Genomic DNA, 18,983 nt, shown 5'->3' on the forward strand with positions numbered 1-18,983 from the left:
CTTATTTTTGTGATTTTTTATAACTGTTAGCAACTCAAATGGCATTTTGATAAGCCCCCCCCCCCAGCGATTGTTATAAGCTTTAATTAAGGTTTGTCCTAATTTGTAGGAAAGATGTTCTTTTACTTCTTTTTTTATGGATTCTACACTACGCTCATAATTGTTCGTTTCAAATGCGACAATACGATTTTCAAGTTGCTGTATTTTATTTCCTATTGTCTTACTATAAATTTCTAATGCATTGTTTGTAATCTCGTTATATATTTTTTGTAATTCTTTATTAAATATAGGGGTTTCAAGTGCTTCAAACCACCATTTATCATAATATTCATAATGTAAAGGTTGGCAATTTACAACTAAGCTGGCATAAAACGATACCCATGGTTTTACTATAAGCCCCATACCTGTAAGATGAGCTATTTTAATATTTTTATAAGCTTGCTTTGCTCTATCTACACTTATTGTGGTAAAAGCAATACTACCAATATAGTTAAACATAATAGCAAAATTGTATTCTAAGGGTATTTCTATAAAATTTTCATGATTTATCGCCACATTAAGAACAAATTCATCTGGCGATGTTGATAAATAATAGTTTTTTATAAAGTTAAAACATATTTCTTCAATTTGTTTTTTTCTCCATTGTTCTAAGTTCATAAGCATAAAGCCGGAATTAAAATATTTTCCCATATAAACTAATCTTTCTTTATCTTTTTTTATGGGATCAAAATGTATGGTAATGTCATTCGTATAATAGACAACTCCGCCAATCTTTTCTTGTAAATCAATTGTAAATAGCTCTCTAATATCACAAGAAACTAGCATATCCACATCTAAATAAAGGCAAGTCTTTATATCGGATAAAATAGATGCTATTCTTAAGCGATAATAAGTTGCAAGGTTATTAATCGCTGGACCAGTTCTAGAACAATCTTTAAAAAATTTATCATCAATTAAATGAATAACAAACTTGCAAGGATATGAATAGCAATCATTAAGTGATTGTTCTAGCTGCTCTATTTTTTTTTGGTTTTCTTGACTTATATTGTCAATTAAAAGATGAAATACATATCCTTCTTCTTTATCTTCTTCATTTAAAGAGTTATAATGCAATTTAGTATATTTTTCTATTTCGCAGCTACACCCATTTTGCTTAAAAAATTCTTCAAATTTTTTATTTGAATTAGTATTTTTTACTATACTTGTTGCTAAAACAGCTGCATACCTAAGATAGCCTTCGTCTGTATTAAATACTATGTGAAACATTTTTTTCTCCTATATTTTTTCTTTATGCTATAAATATCCCAGAATAAAAATTTGATAAGCCCCCCCCCCCCATCGGTTATTGTAAGCTTTAATTAAAGCTTGCCCTAATTGATAGGAGAGCTGCTCTTTAATTTTTAAAGATTCGTTATAATCAGCACAATCTTCTAATTTTGGTAATTTTAAATTTGAATTTAAATCTAAGTCTTGTTTGTGTTTTTCTTTTATATAACTTAGTACATAAAGCATTCTTATATAACCCAATATGCTTTTTGAATTGAAAATCATAGCAGCACCTAATTTATAAGCCAAATGGCTTTTAACACGATCCTTAGCCCCTAATATTTTTTCATTAGTTGTCATCACTTGTTGAGAATTAATAGGCACCAATCGTAACATTTTGCAATACTCTGCTATTATTTCTTCATACTTTTTAATAGGAGGTATAATCCAGTCAAAATTATATTCATTAGGAATTTCGATATTTTCATTTCTTAGCTCATCTAAACTCGGACACTGAGTATAAAAATTTCCATCATTTTTTGCAACAAAGACTGCAATTAAATTGAGATATGAAAGTTTATTTGAATTAGGATGATAGCTCCATGCCGAGATAAAATATTCTGTGGTTTCTTCTTTTTGATTATAATAAAGTGTTGTATTTTCGTCGATTTGAAAATTACTTTTGTGAATTTCTAAAACATTATTTAAAAAATTACTTTCTTTGACAATAAGACTGTCTTTATTGCACAAAGCCATACTAGAATAATTCAATCCTCCTTCTACTCCATGTGCATTTTTTATTCCGCCATTCCATGTATGTATAGCAATTGGATAATAATTTTTAAATTTTAAAGGAAATTTTAATTTTATAGTTTCGTCTATTTTGCAAACTCTTTCTTCATACATTGAATTTTTAAGAGTATCTATAGTTAAGCTCCCTTCCACAACAATCATATCCTGCGCACTAACAATATCAAATTGGGGATTATCATTATATAAATTTTTATCTTTTCTAGGATATTTAAAATCCTTTATATGCTTAACTATGTTTTCGCCAAGCTCCCTTGTAATAAAATTAAACTGATGGATATTATCCATAGTTTCTATAGTAATTTGATTATTATCGTAGTAAGATTGCAAATCAATAATATTAAATCCATATTGTCTACATAGTTTTCTATGAATATTGTTTATAGCTTGTTCATTGAGTGGAAAAAGTATAACCAACACTTTTTTATTTAAAAAATAGAGTTCTTTATAAAACCAGTTTAAATTTCTAAAAATGATACCAAAAGGAATTGCTTCGCGAGAATTATGGAAAGAACCAATTTCATTTTGATTGCTCTCGGTAATAATTAAATCTGCATTATTTATAATATCCTTATTTTTAAGTCTCTTTAATTCGTAAAAATTTTGAATAGAAGTAGTAGAGCCAACAGCCAAATTACTCAGTTTAATATTGTTTTGCTTAAGTCCTTTTTGTAATCCATCAACAATGATAGAATTACTCCCACCCAACAATACAATATTTTTTATACCATTCATTATCTATTTTTCCCCTGCTTATTTTTGTGATTTTTTATAACTGTTAGCAACTCAAATGGCATTTTGATAAGCCCCCCCCCCCAGCGATTGTTATAAGCTTTAATTAAGGTTTGTCCTAATTTGTAGGAAAGATGTTCTTTAATTTTTAAACTATTGCTAAATTCTATTTGTTGTTTTAAATATTCTTGTCTTTGGTTTTCACTTTCTCTAAACCACTTTTCTTGTATTTTCACAATTTCTTCAAAAGCTTCAACATATTTCATTCCGTAGTGCTTTAAAATATGTTGCTTAAATAATTCTAAATCATCGATATTTGGCATATATACCCAAGGTATTGTTAAAGCCTTAAAAAAAGTTAATAAATTTATATGTTCTAGCTGACCATCAGCTAGCATACAAGATCCAACATTTTGAAAAAAAGGTCTATTAAAGGAATCGCAAGGAAGAGTTTTTTCTCCTTTAAGTAAAAGATAGAGCAAGTTGCATACAATTCCTTGTTTGTTATACCATACATGAAACATTAAATCATCCATGCAAATTACTGCATTTTTAGATAGATATGGTAATATCATTAAAAAATCAAGCAATTCTCCAGGAAGACTATGCGCAGTATCTAAAATCACAAAATCAATATCTTTGCCAATCTCATTAAGATGTTTAGCAACTAATCCAGGAGTATATAAATTCCAGTATTTTCTTAAATGAGGAACTAATGCATCAACCAAAAAGCCAGATAGTCTAGGATTTTTCATCATATTTAAATCATTTAAATCTCTATAATAAAATGTGCTAAAATCTACAGAGTGCAATCTTACTTCATCCAAGAGTCCATTTTCTTCTAGATACTTCAACACTAAAACACTATTTGCTCCAGCAGCAATACCAAGTTCTAAAATTTTTTTGGGTTTATACTTTTGAATCTCTTTAATAATAAATTCTCTTTGACTAACATGCATTTCAGAATATTGGGATAAAATTGTTTCACTCATCTACCAGCTCCTTATTTTTATTAAAATCATTGATTATTTTATGGATCTTAAATAAGAAAGTAAAAGGATTTTTAATGAGGGCATTTCCTAACATATAAGATAAATGTTTTTTTATTTTTAAGCTCTCTTTGTAATCCTTATAATCATCAAGTTTGGGAAGTTTTAGATTATGATTTACTCTTGTTAGTGATTCGTAACGGGCTCTATCTTTCTTATATTGAAAAGCTAATCCAATTAGATTAAAAGGAAGCAATATAATCTTTGTTATATTTTTAGAATTTATCATAGCATACCCCAATTTGTATGATAATTGAGACTTTACTCTTTCTACGGCTCCACAAGGTTTGCCCCCTCGCACATTATAAAACAATATCTCCTCATAAAAAGGAGTTTGTCTTGCATAATGCCACCAAATATCAGCTTTTAACAAATGAGGATGAGACCACGGCTTTACACTATCGCAGTAGTGTATAATATATGGATCACTTAAGGCTTCATTGTATTCAAGAAGCGTATTATGAGGCAAGACATTGTCACAATTTTCTCGAAGTACTTTTACATGCCATGCACAATTCCACTTAAGAGATAGAAATTTAACTTTACCTTCAAATACGGCATTAAGAACATCTTGATCAACAGTTGGGGGATTTTTGAGCTTTTTTAAGCATTCAAGACATTTTTGAACAAAATTTTGTTTTATACACTCTGGTATATTATAAAGCAACAATCCAGCCTGAAAATAATTAAGAGGGTTTTTCATTTGCATTTTTGTTTGAACAAAATTTAAGTAAAAATCATCTTTTTTATTTTTGTAAAGATTTAAATAATAGGACATACCGATTTCTCTAGTAGCTGCAAAAACATAGTTTGTTATATCAGTTTCATAAAGCTTGCTGATATCTTTTAAAACTATCATATCGCAGTCAAGATAAATAAGTTTTTCATAAGCACTAAAAAGAGAGGGAATAAAAAACCTATAATAAGTAGCTTCGCTAAAATGCGAATCACCTGTATAAAATTGTTGATTGTGAGCAAATTCGGAAATGTCAATAAAACGAATACTGACATTATCTTGTTTTAGAAATGAAATTTTACTTCTTGTATCTTTATTTAAATTTGAGTGCAATATGCATATATCATAACAGTAACTTGGAGAAGAATTTTTGATTATTGAATATATGCAAACTCCTAAATAGTTTATATAATTTGAATCAATAGAAAATACTATAGGTATATTATTTTTTTGAAAAGCTGGAGCAACTTGTCTGTAAATATTTGTATTATGAATTTGAGATAATGGATATTTTTTTATTTTTAACTCATTTTTATATTTTGTCACAAAAACTCCAAAAAAACGTTCTGCAATGAAAGCTAAAATTCTTTGGGATTGAAAAGACATTAATTGATTATCTAGATTAATTTGTTGATAAATTTTAAAAATTATTTTAAAAATAAACTCACAATATTCAAAGAACAGCTGTCGTGTCATAATAAAACTATTAAACCAAATATGATAATTAGATTTTAAATATTCATTTAAAGCATCACTATAGTCCGGATACTCTTGATAAAAAATTTGAATAGATTTATCCCAAATCGAAAAATCCATACAATAATGGGAATCCTCTAAATCTTTAAATTGCTCATAAACATTTTTTTCATATTTATAAAGGGTTGGATGAACTAAATCACAGTCTGCTACAACTCCATGAATCATACTTGGTTTCAGTCCTATTGCGTTTATATAATCCTTATCTGGAAAATCAAAATTTAAGCTATACCCAGAAGAAAATTCTTTTTCTCCTTCAGCAAAAATAAAATGCCTCCTATAGTGCATAAACCCAATATAATCAGGATTACCCAACTTATCATAATTCTTCCAAGCCCAGTAAATTCCAGTAAGTTCGCAAAAATATCGATTAAGATGAGAAATATTTTCTCCTGTATCATCTCCTATCATATTTTCACACATCCACTCATAATCTTCTTTAGACATTTCTCCATCTTTAGAAGACTGTGTAGCTAAAGCTCTACCTAAGTATATAGGGGTAAGAATTTCATCTTTAAGCAAAACCGCAGGTTTGTGATAGCCTACTAGGATTTTTATTTTTGTGTTAGAGTTTGAATGGCTAAAACTAGCTTTATCTTCCATATCTTGAAGTGAATTTTCCCTTTTGTATTGAAAATCAGCATTTTCAAACTACAAAATGGCTTGTAAATGATAATGGAAGTTGTTCAGTGGTTATTTTATGGACTTTTTGTGTATTTTTTTAAAATTGAAATGAGTATAAAATAAATTCAAAGATTAAACAAAATTTTAGCTCTTTTTTGTTTTAATTTTTTTATTTGTTAATTTGAAATTAAAATGCGTTTTTTATGTTTAATTTGCAGCCGTAATTTAAACTAAGCGCCAACACAATTAAAGGCTAAACTTTATGCAAACTCCTGAAATTTCAGTAATTATTCCTATTTATAATAGCATTTTGTATATTCGTCAGTGTTTAGAAAGTGTGATTAATCAAAGCTTTAAGAACTTAGAAATTCTTTGTATTGATGCTTATTCAAATGATGGCACAGCAGAGATTTTGGAGGAATTTGCTACAAAAGATGCTCGCATTATTATCATTAAAAGTGAGAAAAAAAGTCTTGGAGCACAGATTAATCTCGGCTTAGCAAAAGCAAAAGGAAAATATTTTTGTATAGTAGAAAGTGATGATTATACCCATCTTAAGATGTGTGAAGTGCTGCATAAGCTCATAGAAGAAAAAAACTGCGATATTGTTAAAGCTGATATTTGTGCTTTTAAAAAGGTTTTTTTAAAAACGCATTTTAACTACAAAAGCATAGCCTATGAGCAAGCACTTTATGGAAAAATTTTGTTTTTACAAGAGGATTTAAATCCCTTGCTTAAGAGCTGGAATATGAATCAAAGCTCCTTATATAGGCTTGATTTTGTAAAGCAATTTAAAATTAAAGCCAATGAAAGTTTAGGTGCTTCTTATCAAGATACTGGACTTTGGATACTCTTTTTAAGTTTTGCAAAGACTTTGTATTTTCATAATGAGGCTTTGTATTTTTACCGCCTTGATAATGCCAATTCTTCAAGCCTCAATAAAGAAAAAATTTATTGTGTGTGTGATGAGTTTGATTTTGCACAAAGCTTTTTAAAACAATATCCAGGGCAAAAAATACGCTTGCAAGAAGCTTTAACTTATGTGCAGTTTAAGGTATATTGGTGGAATTTCAAACGTCTGGCAAATCGATTTAAAAAAGAATTTGCTCTATATTTTGCTAAGGAATTTCAAAAAAAATATGCTGACAAGCGCATAAATGAGGCTTTTTTTAATCAAGCAGAGCTTCAAATTCTAAAAGCACTTATGAATGATCCTGAGCATTTTGTGAAAACTTGGCTAAGTTTTAATTTTATTTTAAGAAAAAGACTTGCAAGGTATAAGAGAAAAATTATAACTTTTGTCAAAATAAAGAAATAAAAATATTACTATTAGTAATAATTTTTACCTAGAATTATATTCATTATATCTTGCGAGTAAGAATATATTACAAGTCTCTTAAAATAGGATATAGATACAAGTATATTCCTCATAGTTATAAAAATAATAACTTAAGTAGCAAAATAGTATTGCTATTAAGAATATTTTTTATGCAAAATAAAGCAAAAATTTGCTAAAATCATTCCTTTTTGAATTAAGGAAAAACAAAACAAGGATAAGCAATGAAAACCATACTCATCACAGGTGGAACAGGGTTTTTGGGTTCAAATTTATGCACTCGTTTATTTGACGAGGGTAATCATATCATTTGTGTGGATAATAATTACACAGGCAAGATGAGCAATGTCAAGTCCTTGCTTGATAAGCCTCGTTTTGAATTTATAGAGCATGATATCTGCCAGCCTCTTAACATAGATAAAAAAATCGATCAAATTTATAATTTTGCTTGTCCAGCTTCTCCTCCAGCCTATCAAGGAAAACACGCCATTAAAACCACTATGACTAGCGTTTATGGGGCGATAAATATGCTTGAGCTTGCCAAAAAGCATAAGGCTACTATCTTACAGGCTTCAACTTCTGAGGTGTATGGCGATCCTTTAATGCATCCTCAAAAAGAAGACTATAGAGGTAATGTCAATCCCATAGGCATTAGAGCCTGCTATGATGAGGGCAAACGTTGTGCTGAGAGCTTGTTTTTTGACTATCACAGACACGAGGGCGTGGATATTAAAGTCATACGCATTTTTAACACTTATGGGCTAAATATGGACGCAAATGATGGACGCGTGGTAAGCAACTTCATCTGTCAGGCTCTAAGTGGTAAGGATATTACTATATATGGTGATGGCTCGCAGACTCGTTCTTTTTGTTATGTTGATGATTTAATCGATATTATCATTAAAGTAATGAACTCAGACAAAAACTTCACAGGACCTATCAATACAGGCAATCCGGGCGAATTTACCATCAAAGAACTTGCTCAAAAAATCATACAAAAAACAGGCTCTAAATCAAAAATCATCTACAAAGATTTACCAGCTGATGATCCAACCCAAAGACGCCCAGACATCAGTCTTGCAAAAGAAAAATTCAATTGGGAGCCAAAAATTGAGCTAGATGAAGGGCTTGATAAAACCATAGCCTTTTTTAAAGAAAATATTCACGAATTTAGAGGATAAAAAAGATGAAAATAGCAATTATAGGCACAGGCTATGTAGGACTTCCAAGCGGAGTTGGTTTTGCTGAACTTGGCAATGAAGTTATTTGTGTTGATAAGATAGAAAACAAGATTAAAGCTTTAAACGAAGGTAAGATCACGCTTTATGAGGATGGACTTGAAGAGCTTTTTCATAAAAATGTCAAAGCTGGCAGGCTTCAATTTAGCACTTCTATGAAAGAAGCAGTAAGTAAGGCTGAACTCATCATCATAGCAGTAGGCACTCCACCTCATCCAGTAACAAAAGAAGCGGACTTGCAGTATATTTATGCTGCTGCAAAGGAACTAGCTGAGTATCTTGATGGCTATACAGTTATAGCAACCAAATCAACCGTTCCAGTAGGCACAGGAGATGAGATAGAAAAGATTATCAAAGAAACAAATACAAAAGCTGAATTTGATGTGCTTTCTTTGCCGGAGTTTTTGCGTGAAGGCTTTGCGGTGCGTGATTTTTTCAATCCAGATCGCATCATAGTTGGCACGAACTCAGCTCGTGCAAAAGCTTTGATAGAAGAGCTTTACAAGCCTTTTAAAGATAAATCTAACTTAGTTTTTGTCAGTCGTTATTCAGCTGAGACTATCAAATACGCTTCAAATTCTTTTCTTGCGATTAAAATTCATTTTATCAATGAAATGGCAAATTTTTGTGAAAAAACAGGGGCAGATATACTAGAAGTCGCACGTGGAATGGGGCTTGATGAGCGTATAGGCAAACGTTTTTTAAATCCGGGTCCAGGTTATGGGGGTAGTTGTTTTCCAAAAGATACTCAAGCTATGGCATATATGGCAAAACAAAAAGGTGTAGCTCTTAGCCTTATAAATGCAGCTATAGAGGGCAATGAAGCACGAAAAGAGCAAATGAGTGAGAGGATTTTAAACGCACTTAAGGGCATTCAAAAGCCAAAAATTGCTGTGTTAGGACTTGCTTTTAAAGATGGCACTGATGATTGCAGAGAAAGTCCAGCCGTTGAAATAGTTTTAAAGCTTTTAGAAAAAGATTTGTCTATCAGTGCTTATGATCCAAAAGCAAGCGAGCTTGCAAAGCAAATCATAGGAGAAAAAATTCATTATGCAAATAATATGTATGAAGCTCTAGAAAACGCTGATGTTTTGGTTATCTTAACAGAATGGAGCGAATTTAAAAATCTTGATTTGCAAAAGGCAAAAGCTTTGATGAGGCATAATAATATCATCGATTGTAGGAATTTGCTCAACAAAGAACAAGTTCTTGAGCTAGGCTTTACTTACCAAGGCGTAGGTAGATGAAAAGAATTTTAGTTTTTGGAGGAGCTGGCTATATAGGCTCTTTTACCTTAAAACACTTACTTGACAATGGCTATGAATGCGTAGTAGCTGACAATCTCATCTATGGACACAAAGAAGCTGTGGATAAAAGGGCAAGCTTTGTGCATGCTGATTTGCTTGATGTGTTTTCACTTAAAAATTTGTTTAAAGCCTATAAGATAGATGCTGTAGTGCATTTTGCAGCCTTTGCTTATGTAGGAGAAAGCGTTCAAAATCCAGCAAAATACTATCAAAACAATCTCATAGGCACGATAAATCTGCTTAATACCATGCTTGAATTTAATGTAAAAAATATCGTTTTTTCAAGCACTTGTGCGACTTATGGAGAGCCAGTTTATACGCCCATAGATGAAAATCATCCTCAAAATCCTATCAATGCTTATGGACGCTCTAAGCTGATGATAGAGCAAATTTTCAAAGACTATGAACTAGCTTACAATCTTAAGCATATCAGCCTTAGGTATTTTAATGCTGCAGGTGCAAATAAAGATGCCCTTTTAGGAGAAAGCCATGATCCAGAAACTCATCTTATCCCTTTAGTCTTGCAAGCTATAAAGGGTGAGAGAGAGCATATCAGCGTTTTTGGCAGTGATTATGATACCAAAGATGGCACTTGCATAAGAGATTATATCCATGTAGATGATCTTGCCTTAGCACATCGCTTAGCTCTTGAAAACTTAAGCCAATTTAGTGGCTGTATCAACCTAGGCACTGGCATAGGCACAAGTGTAAAAGAAATCATTGAAGTAGCTGAAAAAATAAGTGGCAAAAAATGCCCAGTGCTTTACGCTCCAAGAAGAGCTGGCGATCCAGCTAGGCTTTTTGCTGATAACAAAAAGGCTAAAGAAATTTTAGGCTGGCAAGCTTTGCAAAGTGATATTCAAAACATCATTCAAAGTGCTTGGAACTGGGAAAACAACAGGAAGTATTAATGCAGAAAAGAACTTTAATCATAGGCTGTGGCTTAAGCGGGGCAGTTTTAGCTGAAAGATTAGCAAGTGTAAAAGATGAAGAAGTTTTAATCATCGATAAAAGAGAGCATATAGCTGGCAATGTGTATGATTATAAAGATGAAGAAACGCAAATCAGCGTGCATAAATATGGACCACATGTTTTTCATACAAGCATTAAAGAAGTGTGGGAGTATCTTAGTAAATTTACAAAATGGCATTATTTTATGTATAAGGTTAAAGCTTTCATAGATGGCAAGGAAGTCAATATCCCTTTTAATCTTGACAGCTTGCATAAGGTTTTTCCAAAATATCTTGCAAATGATTTAGAGCAAAAGCTTGTGAGAACTTTTGGTTTTAACAAAAAAGTGCCTATTTTAGAGCTTAAAAATACTGATGATAAAGACTTGCAATTTTTGGCTGAATATATCTATCAAAAGGTATTTTTAGGCTATACTATGAAGCAATGGGGCGTAAAGCCTGAGGAACTTGACTTTTCAGTCAGCGCTAGAGTGCCTGTGTATGTGAGCCTTGATGATAGGTATTTTCAAGATACTTATCAAGCTATACCGCTTCTTGGCTACACACAAATGGTGCAAAATATGCTTACTCATCAAAATATCAAACTCAAACTTAAAACCCATTTTGATTTTAAAGACTGCAAGCTTAATGCTAACTCAAAGTATGAGTATAAAGATTTTGGAGAATTTGATAGAGTAATTTATACAGGGGCTATTGATGAGTTTTTTAACTATACACTTGGCAGGCTTCCTTATAGAAGCCTAGACATAGTTTTTGAACGTTTTGATAAAGAGTATGTCCAATCCACCGCACAGATAAACTACCCAGAAAATTATGATTTTACAAGGGCTGTAGAATACAAATACTATCTTGATGAAAAATCAAGCAAAAGTATACTAAGCTATGAATTTCCTTGCGCGTATGAGGAGGGCAAAAATGAAAGATATTATCCCATCCCAGATGAAAAAAACCAAAAGCTTTATGAAGAATATAAAAAACTCGCCAAAGAGCTTAAAAATGTCCATTTTCTAGGTAGGCTAGCAGATTATAAATACTATGATATGGATAAAACAATTGCTAGGGCTTTGAGTGTTTTTGCGGAGTTGAACTGAAAAGCTCGTTTTCATCATCGCCAAATGCAAATTGTATTTGGCGATGATGAATTTTAATGAGCTATAACTTTGCTAAAGCATCTCACTCTTTCACAAAAAACACACTAAAAGCATCACCTATTGGATAGAATTTGAGCTTATATTTTTTAGCGAATTCATTTACTGCCTTTTGCGTGCCTGTGTAATAAGGGTGAAAGTAATCATGTACGAGAATAATTCCACCCCTTACAAGTCTAGGATAAAAATATTCAAGTCCAGCTAAAATAGGCTGATATAAATCCACATCTATATTTACAAAACAAAATTCCTCATCACTTGGAATTTGATCTGCACTCTCTGGAAAATACCCCTTGACAAAACGACAATTTTCAAGATGAGGCATTTTAGCTTTTACAAGTTCAAGTGATGTTAAACTAAAATCACTACTATCTGCTTTTGAAAATCCTTGTTTTTTTTCATTCTCACAATCCCTTGCATCAAACCCTTCAAAGGTATCTAAAAGATAAAAAATATTATCTTTGAAGAATTTGTTGATATGCTTTGCAGTGTCACCTCTAAAAACTCCAAGTTCTGCAACTGCACCTTGAATATTGTTAATTTTAAAATTATCAGATAGTGTTTTAATAAAGTTTAATCTTGCATAATAAGGAATAAAAGTTAAAGATAAATCTATCTTATCTTCATTGATATTCATTGACTTTAATACCTCAATAATTTGATCAATATAAATTGGTATTTCCGTGCCAATAAATACTTTATCAAATTCTAATTCTTTTAATTTTTCAGGTCCATAAATAAGATAATCTTTATTGTATATCTTTAAGCCTAAGCCATTATTATTGCAAGAATGTTTTCTTGGATCGCTATCAATAAAACATATGATTTCGCTATCAAAAGATACATGCCAAGCAATTTGAATTCCAAGTTGAGCACTACCATAAATAACCACTTTTTTCATTTTCAATCCTTTCTAAATTATGTTTTTATATTTTTCCAAATCTTCAGGAGTTCCAATTCCATGCATTTGAGAAAAATCGATATTATAAATACCTATTTTGGCGCCATTTTTTATAGCATAATTATAAACAGGGCAAGTATAGAATTCATTATTAATTCTATCGTTTTCTATAATCATATCTATAGCACTTTCAACAAATATTTTTCCTTTGTTAAAAAAATAAATTCCAACAGTAGCAAATTCGCCAATAACCTCCTTTTCTTTAACTTCTACCACTAAATCGTCTTTCAATTTTACAAATGACCATTTTGGATTTTTTTCTTGATCAATGAAAGTGAGTATTGAACCATCTAAACCTCGATTCAAACTATCATCGATAAAATCAGCTATATTTATATCAACAATCTGATCGGAATTTGCTATCATTAAAGGTTTATCATTGTCGATATATTTTCTCGCATAAAGCACAGTACAAGCCGTTCCTTCTGTGAGTTTATCAATACCTATAAATTCGGCATTAAAATTATTTTTGATTTCATCAATTAACTTTTTTTCTTGAATTAAATGCTCTTTTCTTGCTATTAAAATATATTTTGCACCTTTATATCTCAAATTTTCAAGCACTCTAATTATCATAGGCTTGCCTAAAATATCGATAAAAGGTTTTGGTTTATCAAAGCCAGCCTTTACAAAGCGACTTCCAAGTCCAGCCATAGGAATAACTATATTCATTGACATTCTCCTAAATATTTATCATTATTAGCTCCTGGAAGTTTCACAACAACACTCATCGTGTCTTCTAAAGCTTCAAAATCAGTAGCTTCCCCTGGATAAATCACCACTATATCGCCTTTAGAATACTCCATATCATTCATCTTTACTTTACCACTAATAATGACGGTAATTTCTATTGCAATTTTATGATGATGTTTTTCCTCAGCATCACCTTTTTTGTACTCTTTTACGCCAACTTCTACATCGTTAGTTTTAAAAATGCTAGGCTCAAAATTGCCTACAAACCAACCACGAATCATTTCATCGAGTTTATAATTTTTCACGATCAATCCTTTAAAACAAAATCATCATTTAATAGATTTGCTACTTCACTTAATGATATATTTTTAGTTAATTTCTTAAGCGTTTTTAATCCTTTCATATTCATTGATTTTTGTATGGGAATAAAAAGTAAAATAACGATTTTTATCAATTGAAATATTTATAACCTTTTTATTTTCCAAAATCAATTCGTTTAATACTGGAGCAATAAAATATTTTCCATCATAATTAACATCTTTTTTAATCATACTAAAAGCCGAGTTTATAAAATATTTGGCTTTATTAAAATAATAAAATCCTGCTATTGCATTCTTACTCACAGGTCTTTTCTCAAAAGCTTCCAAAACAAAATTTGCCTCATTACATTTTACATAAGCCCATCTTGGATGAACGCTTTCAAAACTTAACACACCCGCATCATTTAAAGATAATTTAGAAATAAATTCACTCAAATCATACTCAAAAATCTGATCCATATTGACGATGAGTAGAGGTTCATTTAAATCAATCTGATCAATGGTCATTAAAGCAGAACAAACCATACCACTAGTTTCTTTTTTAAGAATAACAATTTTACTTTGATTATTGGTTAAAACATTGATTGCATCATCTAAGTGATAGCGCTTTACATCTTCTTCTTTTAATATAAAAATAAAACATTTATTTTCAATATTTTCATAATTTTTGATAAAATGTTCTAGCATAGTTTTTCCACAAATTTCAATAAAGGGCTTTGGAAAGCCATCTTTTTCATCGTCAAAAAAATAACTTTTACCTGCAATAGGAACCATTATATTTAACACTTTAATTCCTTTTCAAATTTTAAAATATAGTTTTTGATATTTTCATAATTTACCTCATCAACTTCACCAACAACCATAACATTAGCTCCACTTGCCCTAGCTGCTTTTATGCCGTTTTCATTATCTTCTATTATCATGCACTCTTTAGGTTTTAAATTTAATCTTTTTATAGCTTTAACATACATTTCAGGATCAGGTTTTCCTTTTTTAACGTCTTCATTGGAGATATAAAAATCTAAATAATTTTCAAGAGCCGATTTTTTCATCATCAAATCAATACTATTGCGTATAGAATTAGAACAAACTGCCATTTTATAGCCCTCATTTTTCAACTTTGATAAAGCATATTGGTGATGAAATCTAGGTTTGCATAAGCTATAAACCATTTCCATAGTGTATTGTTGTTTTAATTCATTTATAAAATCATGCAAGGATTCAGGCAAATTTCTATCTAGCGAAAGCATTTTTAGCTTATCCTTAGTTGGCAAACCATCAAAAGTCGTTAGGTGTTCAAATCTAGTGATTTCCATACCAAAAAGTTTTAAAGCTTTATTTAAAGCCTCATAATGCCAATCCTTAGCTTCAATTAATACTCCATCCATATCAAAAATGACAGCTTTTATTTTAGTCATTAAAAAACTCCCTTGCTTCATCAGGATAATCGGTACAAATCATTAGTTTGTCTTTTACTTGCAGTTCTTTTTCTATTTGTTTGTATTCTGACCACTCTTTTTTATAGTCTCTTTTATGGAGCTCTGGAGAAACTATACAAACTAATTTATTGTTATTGATATGTTGTTTTATAATATTTTTATGTATCCAGTGTGAGTAAAATTCATCCATCCAAACACCGCAAGCTTTTTCATAGAAACTAGGTTCTTTTTCATATTCGCTTTGTCTAGTAAAAACATTAAAATTTAAATCAATATAGCTTAAAGCATCAGGAATTGACATATCAAATACAAAATAATTTGTAATTTCATATTTTTGAATCAGTTGCTTAAGTAAAATTTGAAGACCATCAGCCTTTATATTTAAGGCTAAGGGCAAATTTGTATCCCATTTTTTATAAAATTTGAAAAAATCTTCTAATTTTAAACAATTCTCATCAGCCATATCATGAGATATAACTATCTCTTTTCTCCAATCTCTTAAATCCGTCTCAAGACCATAAAAATTAATAAAACTTTTCTCAAAAGCTACAATAGAATTTTTTTCTTTTTCAGTTTTCCAATAGCCACGATGTGAAAGTATATTCATTAATTTTTGCCTTTATCTTTTTTTAATTTTGGAAGTTCTATAAACAAAAATTTTAAAAATCCACCTTTATACCAATTTTTAGCGGCTTTAGCTAAAAGTTTCCCTACTTCATAGCAAAAACTCTCTTCAATCTTTAAATTTTCTTGATTGTTATGAAATTGTTGTGTTATTTGGTTGTAATTTATAAATTTTCTTTTCCAAATTTTATGTTTTATATAAGAAAATATCAGCGAAAAAGGCAAAAGTATATTTTTTTGATTTATGCAAATATATCCTAATTTATAAAATAAGCGATTTTTTAAATATTGTTCATTTGTGTAGAAAATAAAAAGCAGTTTTCTTTCTAAAATTTTAAAATCTTCCAAAAAAGGCTGGCATTTATATGCCAAATTCCACCATATTTTATAATATTTATGCCACAATTCACTTTCATTAAAGTAATTAATCTGCAAACTATACTCCCAAGGTTTGAGCACAGGTAAAAAATGAATAATTTTTGCATTTTGATGATAAAATGAAATGTCTTTTTTATTTATTGTTTGTTTGACGTCGATAGATTCTTCGTCTAAATATGGCAATAAAAGAAATAGAAATCGATGCTTAAAAAGTCTGCCTAGAAAAAAATCATAAGTTTGCGGAAGCGCTAAAAAATCACTCGCATCCAAAACAGCATGCAATACAGATTCATCACAAAGAAAATTTTCTTCCATTAAGTATGAATTTATAATATTTAAACATTTTTCATATATATTATGCTTTTCCCAATTTCTGCAATGAAATAAAACAACTGCTAAATTATAATGTTCGCTACACAATTTTAGTTGTTCATTTGGATTTTGTTTATTTTTTATAAACCAATTTTCATTTGTAAAAACATGATAAGATGATAAAATTTTATCACCAAGATCTAAAGTAAATAATTCTCTCAAATCACAATTAATTATCATATCAGAGTCGATATATAGACACAAATTGACATCTTTAGGTATAAAAGAAACTATGAAAATACGTAGCCATATGGCATAAGAACCCTTCCACCTAATCGCACCTTTAGATTCGAGGAAATCTGTAGCGATTTTATGTATTTGGAGTTTACAAGGGTATTTTTTATTTAATATTGTTTCTAATTCATTTAATTTTGCCAAATTAGAATCATCAATTCCATCTGTTAATATGTGAAATACACAACCCTCTTCTTGTTCTTCTGCGCTTAAGCAATTATAGTCTAATTTTTTATAATCTTGTAATTCTTTGTTTATTTTAGAATTATCAAACATATCCTTGAATTTTTTCTTAGGATCTATACGATCAATAACATTGCACATAGCAACGGCAGCGAATTTACAATGCTCATTGCTACAAACTAAAGCAATATGAAACATTACACCCTCCCATACAATATTATAAATGGATTTTTCATCACTCTTTTTCCTAGTTGATAAATTTCAGATTTTTGAATTTGCAAAGCTTTATAATAATCTGCATAACCATAGATGGGTGGTAGCTTTAGATAAGGGTTAGCACCACATACAATATTAAATATAAATTTTTGAAAATAGTGCTTAATGGTTATTTTTATTAATTTAAAAGGGAGTAGTAATTTTGTTTTGGAATGCTTTACTTCAAAGCCTAATTTATATGTTAAGTGATTTTTTATTCTCCAAACAGCACCATTATGTATTAAAGTTCTAGAATAATCCTTGTCTAAAATGCAAAGCAAGAAATCTTTTTCATGTTGATGAAAATATTTACAAGTTATTTTTTGTGAATCGCTACAAAAAAAATCTACAAGTTTTTGAAAAAATAAGGGTTTTAAATCATCTTCAATTCTATAATAAAAACCATGCAAAGATGCTATAGCATGTGAGTAAAATTCTTCACGAATTTTATCAAATATATTTAAAGATACTAGTTTTTCTCTTGCGTATGAACACTGCTCTATCATTTTTAATAAACTAATATCAGTTTTTTTCATTGAAGACATATTGGCAGGTTCTTGTCTATAATGGTATAAGGCTTTTCGTAAGGTTGAGATGTTGTTCGCTATTAATAACGCTTGCATCATAAAAGAAAAATCCGGATAAGCTGCGCCTTTAAGCTCATTAAAACGAATTCGAGAAATTAAGTCTTTATGATATAGAGTTGCCCAAATTGAAGAATGATATATCAATAGTTTAGGATATTCTAAAATTGAAAAAGTTTTATTATCTGGACAGCAGTTTTCAAGTTCAAAATCAATTCTTTTTTGTCGATACGGTAAATCTTTTGGTTTTCTTGTTGAGTTATAATCAAAAAATTTACATTTAACTAAATCGCTGTTTAATTCTTCAGCTTTATTATAAAGTTCCTCATACATATTTAATTCTATCCAATCATCTGATTCTACAAAACCAATATACTCACCTTTGCTTATTTCTAGACCTGTATTATATGCAGCACCTAATCCCGCATTTTCTTTATGGATAACTTTTATTCTTTTATCTTTAGTCGCATACTCATCACAAATTCGCCCACAGTTATCAGTAGAACCATCATTGACTAATATAATCTCTAAATTTGTATAAGTTTGATTGACAATGCTATCTAAACATTCTCTAAGGTATTTTTCTACATTGTATATAGGCACGATGATAGAAATCAAAGGTTTTTCTTTTGTTTGTAATTTCGCTAACTTTTTATATTGAAAATCAGCATTTTCAAACTACAAAATGGCTTGTAAATGATAATGGAATTTGTGAAGCAAAATTATATTATAGTTTAAAAGCATTATTTATCCAGCACTTTTAAACAAAAAAACGAAAATAGCACAATCTTTAACAGAATTTATGATAAAATACGATGGTTTAAATTTTTTATGAGTTTAATGTAAAGGCTTGAAAATTCTTAAAAAATTACTTTCTAGCTTAAAAAAAATTATAAAAATGGGAGTTTGTTTTGGATATGTCTAATAAAACTGAGCAAAAAAAGTTTGAAAATGCTGATTTTCAATA

The 18,983-nt window shown here is 30.0% G+C and carries 17 protein-coding genes; 5 read left to right on the forward strand and 12 right to left on the reverse strand.

Annotated elements, in window-relative coordinates:
• The 4 genes from DMB95_RS09340 to DMB95_RS09355 all read right to left on the reverse strand — a co-directional run.
• On the reverse strand, positions 1 to 1,266 hold a 1,266-nt coding region (locus DMB95_RS09340; RefSeq protein WP_142931824.1), incomplete at its 3' end, for a glycosyltransferase family 8 protein.
• Positions 1,267 to 1,293: 27 nt separating this feature from the next.
• Entirely contained in the window at positions 1,294 to 2,811 is a 1,518-nt protein-coding gene (locus tag DMB95_RS09630; protein WP_185906695.1) for a hypothetical protein, read from the reverse strand.
• A complete protein-coding gene (locus tag DMB95_RS09350) occupies positions 2,811 to 3,800 on the reverse strand; it encodes a class I SAM-dependent methyltransferase (RefSeq protein ID WP_142931825.1) in 990 nt (329 codons plus the stop codon). The genes DMB95_RS09630 and DMB95_RS09350 overlap by 1 nt, the downstream gene beginning before the upstream one ends.
• Positions 3,793 to 5,952 (reverse strand): DUF4422 domain-containing protein, encoded by a 2,160-nt coding sequence (locus tag DMB95_RS09355; protein ID WP_142931826.1) that lies wholly within the window; start codon positions 5,950 to 5,952, stop codon positions 3,793 to 3,795. Before DMB95_RS09355 ends, DMB95_RS09350 begins: the two co-directional genes overlap by 8 nt.
• A 283-nt stretch (positions 5,953 to 6,235) precedes the next feature.
• Here DMB95_RS09355 and DMB95_RS09360 point away from each other — a divergent pair, with 283 nt between their 5' ends.
• The 5 genes from DMB95_RS09360 to glf all read left to right on the forward strand — a co-directional run bounded on the left by DMB95_RS09360 (position 6,236) and on the right by glf (position 11,916).
• Positions 6,236 to 7,291 (forward strand): glycosyltransferase family 2 protein, encoded by a 1,056-nt coding sequence (locus tag DMB95_RS09360; RefSeq protein ID WP_142931827.1) that lies wholly within the window; start codon positions 6,236 to 6,238, stop codon positions 7,289 to 7,291.
• A gap of 242 nt (positions 7,292 to 7,533) precedes the next feature.
• On the forward strand, positions 7,534 to 8,490 hold the full coding sequence (locus tag DMB95_RS09365) for a UDP-glucuronic acid decarboxylase family protein (protein WP_142931828.1): 957 nt from the start codon (positions 7,534 to 7,536) through the stop codon (positions 8,488 to 8,490).
• A gap of 5 nt (positions 8,491 to 8,495) precedes the next feature.
• Entirely contained in the window at positions 8,496 to 9,794 is a 1,299-nt protein-coding gene (locus DMB95_RS09370; protein WP_142931829.1) for a UDP-glucose dehydrogenase family protein, read from the forward strand.
• A complete protein-coding gene (gene galE / locus DMB95_RS09375; protein ID WP_142931830.1) occupies positions 9,791 to 10,765 on the forward strand; it encodes a UDP-glucose 4-epimerase GalE in 975 nt (324 codons plus the stop codon). The genes DMB95_RS09370 and galE overlap by 4 nt, the downstream gene beginning before the upstream one ends.
• Positions 10,765 to 11,916, forward strand: coding sequence for a UDP-galactopyranose mutase (gene glf / locus DMB95_RS09380; RefSeq protein WP_142931831.1), 1,152 nt, complete (start codon positions 10,765 to 10,767; stop codon positions 11,914 to 11,916). Before galE ends, glf begins: the two co-directional genes overlap by 1 nt.
• An 82-nt stretch (positions 11,917 to 11,998) precedes the next feature.
• On the opposite strand, the gene DMB95_RS09385 is transcribed toward glf, so the two are convergent.
• From DMB95_RS09385 to DMB95_RS09425, 8 genes are all read right to left on the reverse strand, one after another.
• Positions 11,999 to 12,874 (reverse strand): TylF/MycF/NovP-related O-methyltransferase, encoded by an 876-nt coding sequence (locus DMB95_RS09385; protein ID WP_142931832.1) that lies wholly within the window; start codon positions 12,872 to 12,874, stop codon positions 11,999 to 12,001.
• A 12-nt stretch (positions 12,875 to 12,886) separates the two neighbouring features.
• Positions 12,887 to 13,606 (reverse strand): glycosyltransferase family 2 protein, encoded by a 720-nt coding sequence (locus DMB95_RS09390; protein ID WP_142931833.1) that lies wholly within the window; start codon positions 13,604 to 13,606, stop codon positions 12,887 to 12,889.
• Positions 13,603 to 13,932 carry a hypothetical protein gene (locus tag DMB95_RS09395; protein WP_142931834.1) on the reverse strand — a complete coding sequence of 110 codons (330 nt, stop codon included), beginning with the start codon at positions 13,930 to 13,932 and terminating at the stop codon, positions 13,603 to 13,605. Before DMB95_RS09395 ends, DMB95_RS09390 begins: the two co-directional genes overlap by 4 nt.
• Positions 13,933 to 14,007: 75 nt before the next feature.
• Entirely contained in the window at positions 14,008 to 14,733 is a 726-nt protein-coding gene (locus DMB95_RS09405; protein ID WP_142931835.1) for a glycosyltransferase family 2 protein, read from the reverse strand.
• Positions 14,727 to 15,365, reverse strand: a complete 639-nt coding sequence (locus tag DMB95_RS09410) for an HAD family hydrolase (protein ID WP_137633586.1) — start codon at positions 15,363 to 15,365, stop codon at positions 14,727 to 14,729. Before DMB95_RS09410 ends, DMB95_RS09405 begins: the two co-directional genes overlap by 7 nt.
• Complete coding sequence (locus DMB95_RS09415) at positions 15,358 to 15,993, reverse strand: hypothetical protein (RefSeq protein ID WP_142931836.1); 636 nt, start codon at positions 15,991 to 15,993, stop codon at positions 15,358 to 15,360. The genes DMB95_RS09410 and DMB95_RS09415 overlap by 8 nt, the downstream gene beginning before the upstream one ends.
• Positions 15,993 to 17,375 carry a glycosyltransferase gene (locus DMB95_RS09420; RefSeq protein WP_142931837.1) on the reverse strand — a complete coding sequence of 461 codons (1,383 nt, stop codon included), beginning with the start codon at positions 17,373 to 17,375 and terminating at the stop codon, positions 15,993 to 15,995. The genes DMB95_RS09415 and DMB95_RS09420 overlap by 1 nt, the downstream gene beginning before the upstream one ends.
• Positions 17,375 to 18,634, reverse strand: a complete 1,260-nt coding sequence (locus tag DMB95_RS09425) for a glycosyltransferase family 2 protein (protein WP_142931838.1) — start codon at positions 18,632 to 18,634, stop codon at positions 17,375 to 17,377. Before DMB95_RS09425 ends, DMB95_RS09420 begins: the two co-directional genes overlap by 1 nt.
• Positions 18,635 to 18,983 lie beyond the last annotated feature (349 nt).

Origin of the sequence: Campylobacter sp. MIT 12-8780, from assembly GCF_006864535.1 — a bacterium.
GTDB lineage: Bacteria > Campylobacterota > Campylobacteria > Campylobacterales > Campylobacteraceae > Campylobacter_D.